Here is an 18,330-nt window from a genome sequence, read left to right on the forward strand (position 1 = left end):
TGCCGGGGAACCCGCGCTGCATGGGAGACGACCTTTTATGGGGAGAGAGAAAAAGAGAGAAACTCACGGGATAACGGATTTCGCCTCTGAAACATTTCAGAATTGGAATCAAAGCGTTGCAATGGTTCGTAAGAAAACAGGGCAAAAAAGGCCGCGGTCCCGCGTTTTGCAGATCAGCGACCGCTGCCTTGCACTCTTTGGCTATACGAGAAAAGAATTCGAAGAAAAGTTTCAGCAAGACTACTGTAGACTGGTGCATCCGGAAGACCGGCAGGCTTTTTATTCCTCTGTGGAAGATCAGACTGCCGCTGCCGGATTTTTTTATGTCAGGTACCGCGTCCTTACCAAGCACAGGGGCGAAGCATACTGTATGGAATATGGGACCCGAAACGATAAGGGAGAGCTTGTCTGCACACTCATAGATATAACAGACGAGATCAATGAGTGTCAGGAGGCAAAAAAGGCGGGGGCTCGGCTGAAAGCCCTGATTCGTGGGATTGCCGGCGGTGTTTTGATCGCGGGTTTCGATAAAAAGAAATTCACCTTTATCGACGCTTCGGACAACTATTTCCGGATTTTCGGCTATACCAGGGAGCAATATCTGCAGCTTGAGCGCTCGTCAACGGGGATTTGCAGTGTCTATGCGGGAAATCACCAGAAGATGTTCCGCCAAATCCTCGACTGGCTGTCCCAGGGGACTGGCCGCCCGTTGACGTGCGAATATAAAATCCAGCGGAAAGACGGTTCCTATGTCTGGGCAACGGCGCAGATTTCTGTGATCGACAAAACACAGAATGGCTGGGAAATCCAGATGCTGGTGAGCGGTAATACCAGCTACCGCAGGATCATGCACGAGCTCCAGCACGATCAGCGCAATATCATCCGGCAAAGCATCTCAGAAGATATCCTGTTCGACTACGACGTTCTCACCGACACGCTTCGCCTGTCAGACAAATATGCCAATTTGAGCGGGGTGCCGGCCGTCATCGGCCAGTACAGCGAGAAGGTTTTGCGGGAGAAAAGCGTGTACCCCGCGGATATCCCCGTTTTTGTCGATTTGATTCAGAACCTGCGCAACAATATCAAAATGTCCAACACGATCCTTCGCTTTCGCCACAAGGACGGCAGGTACTACTGGTATCGTCTGATCGGTGCCGCGATCACGGACGATTCCGGCCGCATCACCAGAATGGTGGGGAAGGCCGTCAACATGAACCGCCAGAAGGAAGAAATGCTCGAGCTGGTGGAGCGTGCCCAAAGGGATCCGTTTACCAAGCTGTATAATAAAACGATGACGGAGACCTTGATCCGCCAGTACCTTTCCTATGAATCGGACCGCAGTCATGCGATCCTGGTGATCGATATCGACAATTTCAAAGAGATCAACGATACTTACGGCCATTTGCACGGCGATGCCGTACTGGTGGAGTTTTCGCGGATATTAAAGCTGAAGTTTGAAGAAAAAGGGGTAGTCGGCCGAATCGGCGGCGATGAATTCCTCGTTTTTCTGCGCGGAGAGAAGAATCTCAATACCATCCGCGAAAGGGCGCAGGAGGTCTGCCGCATGTTCCAGCAGTCCGAATCCCTGTCGAATATGCAGCACCTGCTCAGCGCGAGCGTGGGTGTTTCCCTTTCTCCCTTGGATGGAACGGAATATGAGGAGCTGTTCCATAAGGCCGATCAGGCGCTGTATGTTTCAAAGCGCCATGGGAAAGGCGACATGGTCTTTTATTCTAAAATTGCAGAACTCGAACGTGATTTGAGCACTTTGAAAACAGCCTCTTACGTGACTGAAATTCACCGCGATATAACGCCGGATTACCGGGTTGACCCGCACCTTGTGTTTGAAGCGACGGAAGAGCTTCTCACCTCGGGCGGAAGCCCCGACGGGATGGGCTCGGTTTTAAGGATGATCGGCCGGGTATTGAGCGTTGGCCGTGTGTATCTGGTGGAGTGCTCAGAGGACCGCCTGCAATGTACCGTAACGTGTGAATGGTGTGCACCGAATGTGGAGCCGATCTTCGGCAGGGCGCAGAAGCTTTCGCTGGAAGAACTGGGGCTGCATTACCAGTGCTTTGATGAATGGGGCCTGTTCCGCTGTTATGATGTGCATGAAACGGAGGATACCTACTTTTTAAGGCAAAGTCCTTCCACACGTTCCACACTGCACTGCGTGCTGTACGATCAGCGGGGAAGTATCCGCGGCTTTGTCGGCTGCGACGATGTGACGACCAACCGCACATGGAATCGGAGCGAATCCGCGTCGCTGATGGTTCTGGCCGGATTGATCAGCCGCTTTGCCTACTATCACAAAGAAGCAAAAGAAGAGCCTGAAAAGGGGATTGCTCCCTCTGCCCAAACAGAAGAGGAATAAAATGGCCCCGCCAATTGGCGGGGCCATTTTATTATTCGAGCATCCCTTTTTGGCGGACGCGTTCCGGGTCGAGGAATTTCCCCATTCCGGTTTTCAGGCGGCCAAAGCCGAAACGCTCGTAAAAGGTTTCTTTTCCCGGGGATGCGTATAGGATGGTGTTGCCGTCCGGCAGCTGCCGGAGCATCTCCTCCAGTAAGGTTCTGCCGAGCCCCTGCCCCTGGTATTCGGGCAGCAGGGCGACGTCGTAAAGGGCGGACTGAACCACCGCGTCGGAAAGGGCGCGTGCGCAGCCGATCAGGCGCTGTCCGTCCCGCAGAAAAACAACGGCAAAGCTGTTTTCAAACGCCTTTTGGAACATATCGGGCGTGTGAGGGGTAAGGCCCGCGGTTTCGACGACATGAGTCAGCTCTTTCCAGTCGATCTGGTCGCAGTTGTATTCGATGGCAAGGTTCATTTTGAATTACCTGCTTTCTTTTTCTTGTCTCCCTGTTTGCAGATGAAATTCCAGGAGTCGCGGCACATATCAGCCAATGTGTAACGGGCCTGCCAGCCAAGCTCCTCTTGTGCCTTGGCAGCGTCGGCGTAGTATTCCGGCAGATCGCCGGCCCGCCGGGGGGCAAACTGGTACGGCACAGGCACTCCCGATTCCTGCTCAAAGGTTTTTACGACCTCCAGAACAGAGCTTCCGTGCCCGGTTCCCAGGTTGTAGATGCTGGCGCCCTGCTGCGCAAACAGCGCATCCAGCGCCTTACCATGGCCCACAGCGAGATCACAGACATGAATATAATCCCGCACGCCGGTGCCGTCGCGGGTGGGGTAGTCGTTGCCGAACACGTTCAAATAAGGCAGGGCGCCCTGCGCCACCCGCATGATGTATGGCATCAGATTGTTGGGAATACCGTTCGGGTTTTCTCCAATCAGTCCGCTGGGGTGCGCGCCGATCGGGTTGAAGTAGCGCAGCAGCATGGTGTTCCAGCGGCTGTCGCTTTTGCAAAGATCCTGCAAAATCTGTTCGATCATCGCTTTCGTTGTGCCATAGGGATTCGTAGTCTGCCCGGTGGGCATGTCCTCCCGGTAAGGGATGGGATTGTTTTCCCCGTATACCGTGGCGGAGGAGCTGAATACCAGCCGCCTGACGCCGTGCAGCTCCATCTGCCGCAGAAGATTCAGGGTGCCGGTCACGTTGTTGTGATAATACAGAACAGGCTTTTGAACGCTTTCTCCCACAGCCTTCAGGCCCGCAAAATGGATGACCGCGTCGATTTGCTGTTCCTCAAAAATCTGCCCCAATTTCTCTTCCTCCAGCAGATCGCAGCAGTAGGACGGGAAATCGCGGCCGGTAATCGTGCGCACCGCATCCAGTGCGGCAGGGGAGGAGTTGCTGAAGTTATCCACTACGCAGATATCGTAACCGTTCTGCAGCAGCTCCACACAGGTGTGGCTCCCAATAAAACCGGCGCCGCCGGTGACCATAATATTTCTCATCGGAATATCCTCCGCTTTGTTCCGGGTCATATCCGCCCGGAGATTTCGTCCAGACCCAACAGCCGCCGGGCATTGTTCCAGTAAATGTCCTCCAGCATGCGGTCCGGCAGATCCAGCTGTTCCAGATAGCGCATCTGTTCTTTCGGCAGGCTCCAGGGGCAGTCGCTGGCGTAGAGTACCCTGTCCGAACCGTGATGCAGGATCATTCGTTTGGCCTGCTCCGGGTCTATGAGCAGGTAAGACATCGAGGTGTCGAGATAAACATTCTCCATACCGATCAGGTATTCCTCGGCTTCTTCGCTGCGCCTCATTCCGCCCATATGTGCCGCGATAATGGTCATGCGAGGGAAATCACGCGCCACCTTTGCCAGAGCCTTTGGCGGCGTATGCACCACATTGGGGGAAACCGGGTCCCACCCCGCATGAAAGGTAACGGGCAGCCCCAATTCCTGCAGTGCGTCGTAGACGGGGTATGCCTTTTTGTCATCGACGAAGAAGCGCTGGTACTCCGGGTGCAGCTTGACCCCGTAAAGCCCCAGATCGCGAATGCGCCAAAGCTCCCCGACGGCGTCCGGTGCGTCCGGGTGAACCGAGCCAAAGCAGTAAAAGAAATCATCCTGAACCTCTGCGGCCCAGTCATTCACGTTGGTCTGCTGTTCCGGCTTGGTTGCAATATTCATGACGGCCGCACCGGAAATCCCCCATTCCTTCAAACGGTCTCTGGTATCGGAAAGCGTGGCCTTTGTCACGGGGGGAACATGACTGGTCTCACCAATTCCGGAAAGTGCTTTTTTGGCCAGAAAATCTGGGAACATGTGAACATGCATATCGAAAATCATGGAAAACAGAATAGGTCCTTTCTTGTAATGATGTTGCTTTTCGTAAGCCTGTACAGTCAATTCACTTTCAAACAGCCTGATGTAAGTACAGTGATTCCTTTCCCCACCTGTGGGGGAAGAAATCACTCACTATTTTAAAGAGATGTTATTATATTGTTCTCATTTTACACGCTTTGGAATGAAAAAACAAGGCATAGTGTCCGGCGCTGCCGGAACACTATGCCTTTGCCGAGCTGCTTACTGATAAGTAAACAAATTGTTTTGCTCACCCTGCTGTTTCAGCTCGGCAAGCTGTTTCTTTGAATTCTCACGCTGTACCAACAAAAGATCCATTGTGGAACGATTGAGAGCGGCAGCCTGGCGAAACAGTGCATTGATTTCAGAAACCAAATTCAGGGCCCGTTTTTCGTCCGGGGAACAGGTTTCCTCTTCTAACTGCAAAGACATCAAATCGCGCAGTCTTTCCTGTTCAGCGGAGTCTTGAAGCTCTGTTTTCGATCGAATCAGAAGGTTGCATTTGTCCACCCGCTGCATCAGCTGACCGCGCTGTTCCAGCAGCAAGTCCAGATCAACTGTTTCTTCCAGCGACTGAACCTCCATCTGCTTGGTGATGTTCAAAATCTGTTCCATCAGGATTTTCTTTTGCTCCAGGCATACCAAAATGTCCTGTGTAAGCATGATATACTCCAATCTTTTCTGCGGTATTCTTTATTTCTTCATATGAACCAGCTTTTCCGCCTGTACCCAGGTATCGCGCATCTCGTTGACAAGCGGGAGCAGATCATCCAAAAGCTGCGGGTCGCGGCGGATTTCTGAACGAATGATCTGCTGATTGCAGAAGTAGTATAAATCATACAGCTCTTTCGAAATCGGATACTTAAAGTTCAGTACGGAAGAAAGATACTGAAAAATATTTTTGCACTTTTCGGTGCATTTTTCAGAATTGGTATAATCGTTCTGCTTCATCAGCAGAGAAGCATGATGAAGATTCTTTATGACTTCATCGAACAGAAGAATCAGCTGCTCCCCGCGCGACATGGTGGATACAGACTGCTGTTTGTATTGAAAAATCGCATTACTTTGCATGATACACCTCTGATTTTACCGTCAGGTAGAACTGGACTGCGTAAAGAAGCTTGCCTGACTATTCATCCGTGCAATATAAGTTTCCAGAGCGGTAAATTTATTATAATAATATTCCTGCTGTGAGGTCAGCCGCGTTTTCAGCGTTTTTACCTGTGTATCGTACTCTTTCATCTTCTTCGCCAATTCGCTCGTATCCACCGTGCTGGTGGAGGAACCCGCCTTTGTGATGAAGAGGCCGGTGTTTACCAGACTGTCATTCGCGTATTTTTTCATGACGTTCTGCATCCGTGTGGCGATACCGTCCGTAGAGGTAAACAGCTGGGCAATTTTATCGGGGTCGGAATTCAGTACCTCTTTGAGCTTGTCCTCATCCACAGTCAGCTTTCCGTTGTCGGAATAGCTGGAGGAAGAGATGCCGACCTGATACAAAGCGCTGCTCATCGAAGAAACCACATCCGTCATACTGTGACGCCAATCCTGAGCGAAGCTGCTGAGCAGAGAATCGTTAAACAACAGGCCCTGCTTTGCCTTTTTCTCCCATGCGGTGATCTGGCTTTCGCTCATTTCGCTTTTCTGATCATCCGTCAATGGGGCATAGGTAGCGTCGGTCGGTTTCTTCTCTGAGATCAGACCGTTGACTGTCGTCAAAATCGCGTTGTAATCGTCGATAAATGTTTTGATCTTTGTCACAAGGTCATCGGTTTTCGATTCTACCGAAAAGGTAATGGGGTTGGTTTCGCTGACATCGGAACCGGTCGTTGTTTTCTGCAGCTCAAAGTTCACGCCGTCCATGGTAAAGCTGTTGCTGCTGCGGGTGATTTTCGTAAAGGACTGCCCGTTATCGAAGCTGACCTCAAGCTCGGCATCCTGACCGGCCTGAACGATTTTCTTGCCGTCTACTTCCGTATCTTTATCGATCGAGCTGTACCCGAACAAAACCTGTGACAAGTTTCCGGTTTTATCCTGAATATCGATCTGGCTGTTGGCGCCGCCGTTTTTGGAAACGATGCTGAATCGATCCAAAGTGCTGGAATAGGAGATGGTAACGTTGGCGTCCGAATCATTGTTGATGGTTTTCATGATCGTGTTGATATTGTCGGTTGCATTGAAGGTGAAATCTTTTCCGTTGACAGAAATCTTGTATTCCGACAACAGGTCAGATCCGTCCGTTTCCAGTCCTGTAGACAACTCTTTCTGTACGTCCCGCAGGGTTTTGTTCAGGTTGATGCGGTTCGATTCACCGGCATATACCCGTAAAGCGCCGTCCACACCAAGCACACCGCTTTTGCTGGAGGAAGAAATGGTCAGTACATCTGTATCGCTTCCCGTTGTTGTAAAGGAAAGACCGCCGTCTTTTATTACGGCCTGAACCTTTCCGCTGCCAAAAGCAGAATCCAATTTGGTCTGAAGATAATCTTTCAGCTTTTCCGGTGTATCATAGCTCCCTGCCTGGGTTGCGTCAAAGGAGATGGTCTTCGAGAGCCCGTTCAGGTCAAACGTCAGGGTAGAACCGGAAAGGGATTCATCCAGATAGGTTTTATACAGTTCGCTCTGATTGACTGTTCCGGTGGTAGAAATGGTTCCACCACTGGAAAAGCCCAAGCCGTTCAGTAAGCTCTTGCTTCCATCCGTGATCTCGATCGATTTTCCCTCGGTGGAGGTCAACGAAACGTTTCCGCTGCCGTCTACGGAGAAGTTAATCTTTCCTTTTAAATCCGTATTGGTTTTTACCGCGTCATTCAGTGCGGTTTCCAGTGCTTTGCTGTAGTTTTCATCCACAGCGCCAACCGGGAGCGAGAGGGCGGAGGAAACGGTAAAGGTATAATCATTGCCGTCGATCTTCAGGTTTAATTTGGAACCGGCTGCGATCGAATGGTTGGTAAAATACGCTTCATTCACCGCGTCCGATCCCGTCACCGCGGTACCGGAATCATTCGCTTTCAGGCCAAGCCCGCTGAGCAGAGCGTCTGAGCCGCTTTTGATGGTAACGGCAGAGGATGAAGAATCGTCTTTGTTTTTCAGAATGAATTTTCCGTCCGCATCAACAGAAGCACCGAGCTTATCGCCAAGCCCCTGATCCTTGAGCTGCTGATTGAGCTGATTCACAATATCAGAAGTCTGTGTCGTTTTGCCGTCGGAACCCACCGTCAGGGTGTAATCCTTCCCCTCGAAGCTGATCTTCATGGTGGCGCCTGTCACGGCGCTCTTTGTCCATTCAGACTGAATCTCCCCGGTCTGAATTGCCTGGGAAGATACCTTATTGGTGGCAACATACGAAGCCTGCTTAGCAAGTGCTGTGATCGATTTGATCTGCATGTTCTGCGCAACGTTGGCAAGGCCGCTGAGCTTTACATAGGAAGAATTGTTTACAATGGAAGTGCTGTTGAAAAAGCTTGCGTTTAAAATACTGTTGCTGCTGGAAGAAGAATTAAAATATTTGGTCTGAAACTCAGAAATCGATTTGATAAGGGCCTGATAAGCCTCCTGCTGCCAGGTGGCAATCTGTTTTTTCTGATTGGCAGAGTCGATTTTATTCTGTGTTCCGATCGTGAGCTGTTTGACCAGCTCGTCGGTATCTAATCCCGACATCAGGCCGGTAAGACGCTTGGAAGAGCTTGCGGTTGCATAAAGGGAAGAGGAAGATGTGCTGGAATTGGTGGTTAAAGAAGACATTTTGAAATCCTCCTGTCCGATAAAAATACTTCTTACCTTATATATCGTACTATTTTCATAAATCCTTAGGAAAAAAAACAGAAGAATTAGTTGCGATTTTCGGAAATAACAATTGCATTTCCCAAATGAATATTGTACACTTAGTGCATAAGTTTTGTTGTACTATTGCTCAGCGATGTGAGCAAGAAAGAAAGGAAGCACATGAATTTTGTTCCAATCGATCAGCTGAAAGAAGGCATGAGGCTGGATCGGGACGTATATTTGTATGATTACAAGACTTGTAAAGTCGCCATGTTGCGTTCCGGGCAGGTTTTGACCAGCGCGTACATTCAAAAGCTTTGCGAACTGCAGGTTTTAGGGGCATATATCCATTCCGATGATGATCAAGAGGAACAGTCGGCACACAGACTGCCGCGACCTCGGCCGCCGATTAAAAGGGCGCTCAAGCAGGAAGCTGTCACCAATCTCGAACACGTTTTCGAGATGTTTGATAAGAATGCGCAGAGTATCAACATCAGCCATATCAATCAGACTCTGGATGTTTCTAAACAGCTTGTTACCGCACTGAAAAACAACAAAAATATCGAACTCAGCATTTTTAACTTAAAGCTGTACGATGACTATACTTACAATCATTCGCTGGGCGTGTCGATTCTGGCAATTGCCATTGGGATTTCCATGGGAATGAAGACCAAGGATCTGTATGATCTGGGTCTTTGCGCACTGCTGCATGATATTGGGAAGATGTCTATTCCGATTGAGATTATTGCAAAACCGGCCAAGCTGACTCCGGAAGAGTTTGAAATTGTGAAGCTCCACCCTTATAAGGGCGCCGAGTTTTTTCTAAAGCACCAGCTTGTCAGCAAAAAAATCTGTGCCGGCATATTGACGCATCATGAAAAATTTGACGGTTCCGGTTACCCCAGCGGCCTGAAAGGAGACAGCATTCCTTTGTTTGGCCGTATTATTGCGGTTGCGGATGTGTATGATGCGCTGACGTCCGTCCGGCCTTACCGAAAGCCGTCTTCTCCCACAGAAGTGCTGGAATATATCATGGGAGGGAGCGGCACCGCCTTTGACGTGGAAGTGGTCGAGGCGTTTTTAAGAAAGGTTTCTCCTTACCCGGTTGGTTCGTGTGTCAGGCTGAGCAACGGGGAAATCGCAATTGTTGTGGCGCAGAATGTCCGGCATCCGCTTCGTCCTCAGATCCGGCTGCTCAGTGAGCCGGACAAGATACTCGATCTGTACAACGACCGCAACTACCTTTCTCTCGTGATCGAGAATGCCTGTAATATCTCCACAGAAGATCTGGATGAAGAGCTTGAGGAGGATCAGGAACAGGAAGAAAAGATCGTTGAATGATGCTATAAAGCTGTAAACAGCCTGCGGACATTGCGTCTGCAGGCTGTTTTTTTGATGAGTAGGGCGGCCGGAAATTCCGGCCGCCCTGAAAGCAGGATCGTATAAAATTTAAAACTGAATTTGTTGTCATGAATCCAGCCTATTGGGGATTTATCAGGAAACGACAACCTCATCCAACGAATAGTATTCCACCAAACGCTGCAGTTGTACCGCGTGATCGGCCATTTCCTGGCTCGAAGCGGCGCTTTCCTCCGCTGTGGCGGAATTGGTCTGCACCACCGAGGAAATCTGATCTACCCCAAGGCTGATCTGGCTGATGGAGGTGGACTGCGCTTCCGAGGCGGAAGCGATCCGGTTCACAAGGTCCGTTGATTTTTCGGTGGCATCCAGAACCTCCTGCATGGTCTTTACCGTCTGGTCCGCAATGTCCTTGCCCTTTTCCACGGCCTGAATGGAATTTTCAATCAGAGCGGTGGAATTCTGCGCAGCCTCGGCGCTTTTACTGGCCAGATTGCGTACTTCCTCGGCTACAACGGCAAAGCCTTTTCCGGCGGAACCGGCTCTCGCGGCCTCGACGGCGGCGTTCAAAGCAAGAATGTTCGTCTGGCGGGCAATGTCGTTGATCGTTTTGATGATGTTGCCGATCTGATTGGACGAGCTTGTGATTTCCGCCATTGCCTGCATCATGTTTTCCGTTTCTTTTGCCACGTCCTGAATCTTTTCATGCGCAAGGGCAGAAGCGGAATTGGCGTCCAAAGCGTCGGATGCGTTCTGTTTTACCTGCTCAGAAACATCGAGTATGGCTGCGGAAAGCTCCTGAATCGAGCTGGCCTGCTCGGTGGCTCCCTGGGCCAGGGACTGAGAGGCGCTAGCCACCTGCTCCGAGCCGTCGGTTACCTCCCGCGATGTACTGGAGATCAAAGAAACGTTCTGCAGCAGAATTTCTGAAAGCTGCCGCATCGAGTTTTGAATCCGGGTAAAATCACCCGCATAGCTCCGTTTGTCCACGATATGGATCTTTCCGGAGGTAATCAGATCGAGCGTCGTCGCAATTCCGGTTACGTTCTGCTTCAGCTCCACTGCGGTGTCGTTTACCGCGCCGCAAAGGTCGTCGATATCCCCCTGCATGGCAAACTCGATCTCTACATCAAAATCGCCGCGGCCCAGGCGCCTGACGCTGTCCTTGATCATGTTCAGGGCGCTCTGTAAAATATGCGCAACGCGCCATGTGACCACTGACGCCAGAAGGATGGTGGCCAGCAGCACCAAAATGGCCGGAATCAGCAGCTGCCGGGTGTAAAGAACGGCGGCTGCGATTCCCAAAACGATCGACAGCAGCACAATGGCCAGCGTAATGATCAGCAGCTCTGCTTTCAAAGAAAGATGACGTCTTTTATTCTGCATTCTGAAGGTTCCTTTCCGACTTCTGTCAATTCGGAAGAATGATTTTACAGTTGATCCAGCGCTTTTTCCACCTGTTTGATTTCATCGTTGTTCAGAATCTTTTTCGGGTCTACCAGAAGCACGACCTTGCCGTGCAGCCGTCCGATTCCGGTGACATAGGTGTTGGCGCTGTTGCCGGAAATCACGGTGGGGGTAGACGAAATATTTTCCTCTTCAATAACAGAAACCTCATTGACGGAATCCACCAGAAAGCCGATATAGGCCTCTTCCAGCTTTGTCACAATAATGCAGGTGCGGTCGTTGTATTCCAGTTCGGGCTTGCCGAAGCGAAGCCGAATATCGATCAGCGGAATGATGCTGCCGCGCAGATTGATCACGCCCTTGGCATAGACCGGCGAATCCGGAACGGGGGTAATTTCCTGCATGCCGATGATTTGCACCACGTCGGAAATCGGGACGCCGAAGAGCTGGCTGTCCAGAAAAAAGGTCAGATATTTTCCGTCGATCTCCTGATTGGCTGTGTCCAGAAAGTCGATGGTATCGATGGTATCTTCCACTCTAGTCACCCTTTCAAAGTGATATTAAATGAGTTTTTGTATTGCCGCAAAAAAGACCCAAAACGGGAATAAAATCCGTCAGGCTCCCTTGTCTTCCGGCTGGCCGTCCGCGTCCTCTTTGTTCTGCGGATGCTCGTCTTCGTTTTCGGTCAGAATCCGCTTTAAATTCAGCAGAAGAGCCGGCCCTTTGGAAAGCGTCACGATCCCGGTCACAAAGGGATTGCTTTTTTCACGCCCAAGGCTCGGCGTTTCGTTGACGTCCGCGACGGCGATGTCGGTCACGTCGTCCACACTGTCCACGATCAGACCGATGATGGCGTCATCCCACTGCGTTACCACGATGCTTGTTTGTTCACCGTATTCCAGCTCGGGCTTTGAAAGCTTCAGCCGCAGGTCAATCAGCGGCACGATCTTGCCGCGCAGGTTGATTACGCCCTTTACATACGGGGGCAGCTTCGGCATCAGTGTGATTGTCTGAATGCGTACGATCTCCACTACCTGGCTGCTGGGAATTGCAAAAATCTGACGATCGATATAGAAGGTCAGATATTTTTCAGACGAGTTCAGTTTTGCTGCGTTCCCTGCCGTCAGGGAGGAAACCGGATTCAGATTATTACTCATATCATTTCACCACTTCTTCCGCCGCGGCTGCGGCGGTTAATTTGAAAAGAATATACGTCAAATTGTTTTATGATTCAATTACTATATCGGCCATACAAAAAAGAAAATGAAGAGTATTCTCAAAAAAAGAGGCGCCGAAACAGATCATTCTTCAGAGAAGTCCGGCATTTCGGGCACCGAGGGGGCCTTTGGAGCATCGGGAGCCGCCGGGGGCGCCTGCGGCTCTCCGTAATTGAGAAAGTACAGGTACAAATCCGCCACGGCCTGGTACAGCTCCGGCGGGATTTCAGCGCCCATATTCATCTGCGACAGCAGAGAGGCCAGCGCATCGTCCTGAAAAACGGGAATGTTGCTTTCCTGCGCAACCTCTATGATTTTGGATGCGGTGTAGCCGACTCCCGCCGCCACGACGACCGGAGCGTGGTTTTCCGCCTCGGAATAGCGCAGGGCAGCCGCACGCTGCTTGTTGTTGTTATACTGTGACATCGACGATTCGCCTTCCCTCGTGTATTTTTTTCAGAATGGTTTTTGCAGCCGAGGGAGGGGCCCCGGCCGACAGCTCCACCGTTTCCGGTTCCAGGCCGTTCCGGGCAAAAATACCGGCAACAGCCGCGCTGATCACTTTGGCGTCGGGGGCGAATTCCGCGGGGCAGTTAAGCCGTGCGCTGATCTTTTTTCCGGTCAGTGTCAGAAAGGCTTCAAAGTAGCCCCTGGACTTGATGTCAAATGTCAGAATGATCTGGCGGCTGCGTTCCTGTTCCTCCGCCGTCCGCCGTCCGTCGGATTCCTCTTCTTTTTCGATCCAGATTTCCCCGAACAGGTACTTGCCCTCAAAGGCGAGGGGAAGGAACAGATGATGGAACGGCATATATACGCTGTTGTCCATCAAAAGGGAAGTGAGTGTGTTCTGGAACAGCTCCTGCCCGCGTTGCGACGGGCCGTTCGCGTTCTCCGTCAGGAGTCTGAGCACGGAATCCAGCAGCTTGTTTTCCCTGGGCGTTTCCAGGCGGCCCATGTGATCCAGAAAAACAGAGGTCATTTCGTTGAGCTTCTGGGACGGGAAATCCAGATCATATTTGCAGTAATCGAGCAGAGCGGTGAATTTTTCCGCCAGCTCCTCGCGCGAGCTGATGTTCAGGCGCGACAGGTCGTGTACCAGCAGCGTGATGTTGTCGCGCACACGGCCAAAGTCGTTGGTGGCGGAAATGTATCGCCGGATAAACGGGATGATTTTTTCCTTGAGTGTAAAGAGGTTCCGGTTCAGGTTTTCGATCGGCAGCTCTTCGGTCAGCTCTTGCGCCATCTGCTGCAGCTGGCCGCTGTAAGGCTGCGGGATCTGCTCGCTGATCTGGATCAGCCTGCGGGTCACCGCGCGGGTGGTGTCTGCGGCGCCGGTGTAGGCGTTAAAGGCCTTCAGAAACTGCGCCGTTTTCTGTTCTAATGTCTTGTTTGGGTTTTGTTCCAGTACCTGCCGCATCATTTGGAACAGCGCGCCCGAAAACTGCGTCCTGTTGTTTTCCTGAAACAGCAGGTTCTGCACAATGTCCTCGCGCCCCATATTGATGACCTGCGTCAGCTGGCGCAGAGGGTCGGAAACACCGGCTCCCTTTTCCGCACCGGCCCGTCCCATAACCTCAAACACCAGCTTGCCCAGGCTCTGCGAAAGATCCGGCGTTCTGCCAAGCTGCTGAATAAAGCGGTTGAATACGGAGTTCCGGTTCAGAAGAAACGAAAATTCGGTGCTGCCTTGCTGGCCGGACTGACGGTCGGCATTGGCGGGCGGTACCAGCGCCGGATTGATCACGGCACGGTCGGTCGGCCTTGCGGGATTCATCCGGTTCACATTTTCTCCGCCGGGAATTGGAGTAGTGATTCTCAGGTTATCTGCCATAAACGGGTACCTCTAAAATTAAAATTTATAGAAATGAAAGGGAAAAAGTTAATTATTTGCGACTCAATCCGATATATCATATGAGAAAGACAGAACTTTCTGGCTTTTTCTAGTTTATTCCTTTCGGAATTTTTAAGATAGGCGGTGGCTATCATTCATGGATAACAATATGGAATCTTTGCTGGAAGTTTATTTGTTCGAAACCAACGGTTTGCTGACGCATCTAGATGAAATCCTCCTTCGCTGCGAGCAGGCGTGCGATTTTGATTCGGACAGTATCGACGAGATCTTTCGCATCATGCACACGATCAAGGGTTCTTCTGCAATGATGCAGTTTGACAGCATAGCTACGGTGACTCATAAGATGGAAGACCTGTTCTATTATGTAAGAGAACACGGCATTTCTTCGGAGTATAACGAGCCGCTCACGGACCTGATGTTCAAATCCAGCGATTTTCTGAAAACGGAAGTTGAGAAAATCGAAAATAACGAACCGCTTATTACAAATATCGGCAGTTTGGAGGAAGAAATTAATTCTTTCCTCAAAAAGATTTCCGGAGAAGCTCCGGAAGAACCCGAAGCAGCCGCGCAGGTGCAGCCAAGCGCCCCGGCAGAGCAGCCGGCCGCAGAGCCTGCCGCCGCTCCGGCTCCCGTGGCCCCTGTTCCTGCCCCGGCAGCGCCCGTGCAGGTGCGCCAGCCCGCCGCAAGCGGGGAAGAATATCCCTTCCCGGTGCGCGTGTTCTTTGAAGAAGAAACCGAGATGGTCCATCTGCGCGCCATGCTGCTGGTGCACGCCATTGCCGAAAACGGCATCGCGGTACGCAGCGTGCCGGAGCAGCTGGATTCCAACCCCGGCGCAGCGGATGTGATCGGAAGAGATGGACTTCTGATTTTGTTCCACACGAAAGAGGAAATGGAGTCCTCGCTCAAGAGCATCGAAAACTTTGTGTACACCAAAAATTATACCGTTCTTTCTCCCTTGACGCAACAGAAGGAGCAGGCGAAAAACACCAAAGAGGAAAAGACGGCTGCAAGCAACGAGCCTGCCGCGAACAACGGAAACGGAAATCACCTGGCCGTCAAGCAGAATCTCATCAATGTCAACCTGTCAAAGCTCGACAATCTGATGGACCTTGTGGGTGAGATCGTCATTACGGAATCGATGGTAACGTCCTCTCATTCCGTGCAGACCAATGACAGCGGCGTGGATAACAGCTACACCAAAGCTTCGCGCCAGCTGCGCAAGCTGACGGACGAGCTGCAGGAGATCGTTATGTCCATCCGAATGGTTCCGATTTCGGGCGTATTCCAGAAAATGCGCCGCATCGTGCGCGACATGAGCAAAAGTCTGGACAAAGACGCCGAGCTTGTGCTGGTTGGCGAGGATACCGAGGTCGACAAGTCGATCGTGGACAACATCAACGACCCGATCATGCACGTGGTGCGCAATGCGATGGATCATGGGCTGGAGGACAAGCAGACCCGTATCGCAAACGGAAAGCCCGCGAAGGGAACCATTACCCTGACGGCGCAGAACACCGGCGGCGAAATCCTGATCTCCATTGAGGACGACGGACAGGGAATCGACCGCGACGCGGTGCTGGCCAAGGCCAAGCGCCAGGGGATGCTCAAAAAGAGCGAAAAAGAATATTCAAACCGCGAGGTTTACAATTTTCTGTTGATGCCCGGATTTTCCACGAACGAGGTGGTCACCGAATATTCGGGCCGCGGCGTGGGAATGGATGTTGTGAAGAAGAATGTAGAGAAGGTCGGCGGCGACGTGACGATCTCGAGCGAACCCGGCAAGGGGACGAAGGTGCTGTTCAAGATTCCGCTCACTTTGGCGATCGTCAACGGCATGAAAGTTTCTGTGGGCGATACCATGTTCATTGTCCCCACCAACAATATCAAGCAGCTGGTGAAGGTGACGGCCGATCAGGTGCTGTACGATACCAGCGGCAACGAGATCATCACCATGCGCAATCAGTACTATCCGCTCATCCGTCTGCACTCTGTGTTCGGGCTTGAGCCCCGGGCGAAAACGCTGGAGGATTCCATCGTTGTGCAGGTGGAAAATCACGAGAAGGTGTACTGTATCCTCGCGGATGATCTGCTGGGCGAACAGCAGGTTGTGGTAAAGGGCCTGCCCGCATACCTCAATCAGTTCAACATTAAGGATACCGGGATTTCCGGCGGCGCCGTACTGGGCGACGGCAGCATCAGCCTGATTCTCGACGTTGTCAACCTTTACAATAACAATTAAATCGCAGAGGTTTCGAGTTAAACGGCACAAGCCCATATAAAAGAAAGGGCGGTGTAGGGGATGGCGCTGCAAAAGCTTCCTCTCGAAAAGGCGTTTATGCTGGTGGAGCCCGGCCCGGTCCTCCTTATCACGACAAATGACGGGAGGAAAAACAACATCATGACGATCACCTGGCATATGGTACTGGATTTCACCCCGCAGATCGCTCTGACGACCGGCCCGTGGAACCACTCCTTTCAGGCGCTGCGGGACACGAAGGAATGCGTGCTTGCGGTTCCGACGGTCGATCTTGCGGAAAAGGCGGTCGCGATCGGGGACTGCTCCGGCGCCGTAGTGGACAAGTTCCGAAAATTCGGGCTGACGCCGCTTCCGGGGCTGCGGGGAAAAGCGCCGCTGATCTCTGAATGTCTGGCCTGCCTGGAATGCCGTGTTCTGGATTATGTGGAGCCCTATGGCATCTTTATCCTGCAGGGCACTCAGGCCTGGATGGATTTGGAACGCAGGGAGCGCCGCACATTTCACGCGAACGGTGACGGAACCTTTCGGGTGGATGGAGAGACCCTTTGCCTGCGCAGCCTGATGGAGGATAAGCTGCCGCCCGGCGTATAGCGAACCGCTGCGTTCTTGGGGAACCAAGGACACGGGGCGGCTTTGCCTGATTTCAGAGAACAAATAACAAAGAAATAGTTCAGGGGGCGTTTGATTTGCAGGTTCATAAGATTGCGGTCATTCCCGGCGACGGGATTGGCCCAGAGGTCATTTCGGAAGGCTGTAAGGTGCTGGAGCGGGTTGCCCAGCTGGACGGCAGATTTCGGTTTGAGTTCACCACGTTTCCGTGGGGCTGCGAATATTATTTGAAAAACGGCAGAATGATGGCGGAGAACGGGATCGAGCAGCTCAGCGGCTTTGACGCCATTTTCCTCGGTGCCGTCGGGTTTCCCGGCGTGCCGGACCACGTTTCCCTTTGGGGGCTGCTTCTCACGATCCGCAAGAGCTTTGACCAGTATGTTAATCTTCGGCCTGTAAAGCTGCTGCGGGGAGCGCCCTGCCCGCTGAAGGATGTTCGGCGGGAAGACGTCGACATGGTTTTCGTGCGCGAAAACAGCGAGGGAGAATACGCGGGCAGCGGAAGCTGGCTTTACCGCGATACCCCCCATGAGCTGGTGCTCCAGAACGGCGTATTTTCCCGGCACGGGTGCGAGCGGATCATGCGCTACGCGTTCGAGCTGGCGCGCCGTGAGCAGAAAACACTGACCAGTGTGAGCAAGGGAAACGCACTGAATTATTCCATGGTGTTCTGGGATCAGATTTTTGCTGAGGTGAGCCGGGAATACCCGGATGTAAAGACCGCCTCCTACCTGGTAGACGCGGCCAGCATGATGATGGTAAAGCGCCCCGAGGCGTTCGAGGTAGTCGTTACCTCGAACCTGTTCGGCGATATCCTTACCGACCTTGGCGCCGCGATTGCAGGCGGAATGGGCCTTGCGGCCGGCGCGAATATCAACCCCGAGCGCAAATATCCTTCCATGTTTGAGCCGATCCACGGTTCGGCGCCCGACATCGCGGGCCGCCAGATCGCAAACCCGCTCGCCACTGTTTGGGCCGCCAGCCAGATGCTGGATTTCTTTCACCACGAGGATTGGGGCAAGCAGCTTCTGGACGTGATGGAGGATGTGCTGACAGAGGGGAAGGTTCTCACTCCCGATATGGGAGGAACCGCGACCACGGCGCAGGTTGGCGACGCGATTGTGTCCCGTCTGAGCCGGTGATCATTT

The 18,330-nt window shown here is 52.1% G+C and carries 16 protein-coding genes; 5 read left to right on the top strand and 11 right to left on the bottom strand.

All coding sequences use genetic code 11. The features are described from left to right. Positions 1-37 precede the first annotated feature (37 nt). A complete protein-coding gene (locus tag HMPREF1141_RS08075) occupies positions 38-2,374 on the top strand; it encodes a sensor domain-containing diguanylate cyclase (protein WP_009062868.1) in 2,337 nt (778 codons plus the stop codon). A gap of 31 nt (positions 2,375-2,405) precedes the next feature. Here the strand turns inward: HMPREF1141_RS08075 and HMPREF1141_RS08080 are convergent, their stop codons facing one another. The 6 genes from HMPREF1141_RS08080 to fliD form a co-directional block, all read right to left on the bottom strand. Further along, positions 2,406-2,828 (bottom strand): GNAT family N-acetyltransferase, encoded by a 423-nt coding sequence (locus HMPREF1141_RS08080; RefSeq protein WP_009063101.1) that lies wholly within the window; start codon positions 2,826-2,828, stop codon positions 2,406-2,408. Beyond that, positions 2,825-3,859 carry a UDP-glucose 4-epimerase GalE gene (gene galE, locus HMPREF1141_RS08085; protein WP_035316782.1) on the bottom strand — a complete coding sequence of 345 codons (1,035 nt, stop codon included), beginning with the start codon at positions 3,857-3,859 and terminating at the stop codon, positions 2,825-2,827. Before galE ends, HMPREF1141_RS08080 begins: the two co-directional genes overlap by 4 nt. 26 nt (positions 3,860-3,885) lie before the next feature. Next, the gene (locus tag HMPREF1141_RS08090) at positions 3,886-4,698 is read right to left on the bottom strand and encodes an amidohydrolase family protein (RefSeq protein ID WP_035316805.1); all 813 of its coding nucleotides are present in this window, start codon (positions 4,696-4,698) and stop codon (positions 3,886-3,888) included. A gap of 237 nt (positions 4,699-4,935) precedes the next feature. Beyond that, the gene (locus HMPREF1141_RS08095) at positions 4,936-5,376 is read right to left on the bottom strand and encodes a hypothetical protein (RefSeq protein ID WP_009062978.1); all 441 of its coding nucleotides are present in this window, start codon (positions 5,374-5,376) and stop codon (positions 4,936-4,938) included. A 30-nt stretch (positions 5,377-5,406) separates the two neighbouring features. Continuing rightward, the gene (gene fliS, locus HMPREF1141_RS08100; protein ID WP_009063137.1) at positions 5,407-5,784 is read right to left on the bottom strand and encodes a flagellar export chaperone FliS; all 378 of its coding nucleotides are present in this window, start codon (positions 5,782-5,784) and stop codon (positions 5,407-5,409) included. 21 nt (positions 5,785-5,805) lie between these two features. Further along, entirely contained in the window at positions 5,806-8,457 is a 2,652-nt protein-coding gene (gene fliD, locus HMPREF1141_RS08105) for a flagellar filament capping protein FliD (RefSeq protein ID WP_009063128.1), read from the bottom strand. A 201-nt stretch (positions 8,458-8,658) separates the two neighbouring features. On the opposite strand from fliD, the gene HMPREF1141_RS08110 reads away from it, so the two are divergent. Further along, positions 8,659-9,819: an HD-GYP domain-containing protein gene (locus HMPREF1141_RS08110; RefSeq protein ID WP_009062972.1), complete on the top strand. Its 1,161-nt coding sequence runs from the start codon at positions 8,659-8,661 to the stop codon at positions 9,817-9,819. Positions 9,820-9,972: 153 nt separating this feature from the next. Here the strand turns inward: HMPREF1141_RS08110 and HMPREF1141_RS08115 are convergent, their stop codons facing one another. From HMPREF1141_RS08115 to HMPREF1141_RS08135, 5 genes are all read right to left on the bottom strand, one after another. Further along, complete coding sequence (locus tag HMPREF1141_RS08115) at positions 9,973-11,223, bottom strand: methyl-accepting chemotaxis protein (protein WP_009062984.1); 1,251 nt, start codon at positions 11,221-11,223, stop codon at positions 9,973-9,975. A 44-nt stretch (positions 11,224-11,267) separates the two neighbouring features. Continuing rightward, positions 11,268-11,780, bottom strand: coding sequence for a chemotaxis protein CheW (locus HMPREF1141_RS08120; protein ID WP_009063149.1), 513 nt, complete (start codon positions 11,778-11,780; stop codon positions 11,268-11,270). Positions 11,781-11,858: 78 nt separating this feature from the next. Next, entirely contained in the window at positions 11,859-12,401 is a 543-nt protein-coding gene (locus HMPREF1141_RS08125; RefSeq protein WP_009062886.1) for a chemotaxis protein CheW, read from the bottom strand. 144 nt (positions 12,402-12,545) lie between these two features. Next, positions 12,546-12,887: an EscU/YscU/HrcU family type III secretion system export apparatus switch protein gene (locus HMPREF1141_RS08130; protein WP_009063061.1), complete on the bottom strand. Its 342-nt coding sequence runs from the start codon at positions 12,885-12,887 to the stop codon at positions 12,546-12,548. Beyond that, on the bottom strand, positions 12,874-14,292 hold the full coding sequence (locus HMPREF1141_RS08135) for a hypothetical protein (protein WP_009063025.1): 1,419 nt from the start codon (positions 14,290-14,292) through the stop codon (positions 12,874-12,876). The genes HMPREF1141_RS08130 and HMPREF1141_RS08135 overlap by 14 nt, the downstream gene beginning before the upstream one ends. Before the next feature lie 157 nt (positions 14,293-14,449). On the opposite strand from HMPREF1141_RS08135, the gene HMPREF1141_RS08140 reads away from it, so the two are divergent. From HMPREF1141_RS08140 to HMPREF1141_RS08150, 3 genes are all read left to right on the top strand, one after another. Continuing rightward, positions 14,450-16,555, top strand: coding sequence for a chemotaxis protein CheA (locus tag HMPREF1141_RS08140; RefSeq protein ID WP_009062888.1), 2,106 nt, complete (start codon positions 14,450-14,452; stop codon positions 16,553-16,555). A 60-nt stretch (positions 16,556-16,615) separates the two neighbouring features. Further along, positions 16,616-17,164, top strand: coding sequence for a flavin reductase family protein (locus HMPREF1141_RS08145; protein ID WP_009062893.1), 549 nt, complete (start codon positions 16,616-16,618; stop codon positions 17,162-17,164). A gap of 95 nt (positions 17,165-17,259) precedes the next feature. Next, positions 17,260-18,324, top strand: a complete 1,065-nt coding sequence (locus tag HMPREF1141_RS08150) for a tartrate dehydrogenase (RefSeq protein WP_009063167.1) — start codon at positions 17,260-17,262, stop codon at positions 18,322-18,324. Positions 18,325-18,330: the final 6 nt, after the last annotated feature.

Origin of the sequence: Clostridium sp. MSTE9, assembly GCF_000277625.1 — a bacterium.
Lineage (GTDB): Bacteria > Bacillota > Clostridia > Oscillospirales > Acutalibacteraceae > Faecalispora > Faecalispora jeddahensis.

What these genes read in the sequence shown, in the direction of transcription:
- HMPREF1141_RS08075 (WP_009062868.1), top strand. Translation starts at nt 38, where the DNA reads ATGGGGAGAGAGAAAAAGAGAGAAACTCACGGGATAACGGATTTCGCC.
- HMPREF1141_RS08080 (WP_009063101.1), bottom strand. Translation starts at nt 2,828, where the DNA reads ATGAACCTTGCCATCGAATACAACTGCGACCAGATCGACTGGAAAGAG.
- galE (WP_035316782.1), bottom strand. Translation starts at nt 3,859, where the DNA reads ATGAGAAATATTATGGTCACCGGCGGCGCCGGTTTTATTGGGAGCCAC.
- HMPREF1141_RS08090 (WP_035316805.1), bottom strand. Translation starts at nt 4,698, where the DNA reads ATGATTTTCGATATGCATGTTCACATGTTCCCAGATTTTCTGGCCAAA.
- HMPREF1141_RS08095 (WP_009062978.1), bottom strand. Translation starts at nt 5,376, where the DNA reads ATGCTTACACAGGACATTTTGGTATGCCTGGAGCAAAAGAAAATCCTG.
- fliS (WP_009063137.1), bottom strand. Translation starts at nt 5,784, where the DNA reads ATGCAAAGTAATGCGATTTTTCAATACAAACAGCAGTCTGTATCCACC.
- fliD (WP_009063128.1), bottom strand. Translation starts at nt 8,457, where the DNA reads ATGTCTTCTTTAACCACCAATTCCAGCACATCTTCCTCTTCCCTTTAT.
- HMPREF1141_RS08110 (WP_009062972.1), top strand. Translation starts at nt 8,659, where the DNA reads ATGAATTTTGTTCCAATCGATCAGCTGAAAGAAGGCATGAGGCTGGAT.
- HMPREF1141_RS08115 (WP_009062984.1), bottom strand. Translation starts at nt 11,223, where the DNA reads ATGCAGAATAAAAGACGTCATCTTTCTTTGAAAGCAGAGCTGCTGATC.
- HMPREF1141_RS08125 (WP_009062886.1), bottom strand. Translation starts at nt 12,401, where the DNA reads ATGAGTAATAATCTGAATCCGGTTTCCTCCCTGACGGCAGGGAACGCA.
- HMPREF1141_RS08130 (WP_009063061.1), bottom strand. Translation starts at nt 12,887, where the DNA reads ATGTCACAGTATAACAACAACAAGCAGCGTGCGGCTGCCCTGCGCTAT.
- HMPREF1141_RS08135 (WP_009063025.1), bottom strand. Translation starts at nt 14,292, where the DNA reads ATGGCAGATAACCTGAGAATCACTACTCCAATTCCCGGCGGAGAAAAT.
- HMPREF1141_RS08140 (WP_009062888.1), top strand. Translation starts at nt 14,450, where the DNA reads ATGGATAACAATATGGAATCTTTGCTGGAAGTTTATTTGTTCGAAACC.
- HMPREF1141_RS08145 (WP_009062893.1), top strand. Translation starts at nt 16,616, where the DNA reads ATGGCGCTGCAAAAGCTTCCTCTCGAAAAGGCGTTTATGCTGGTGGAG.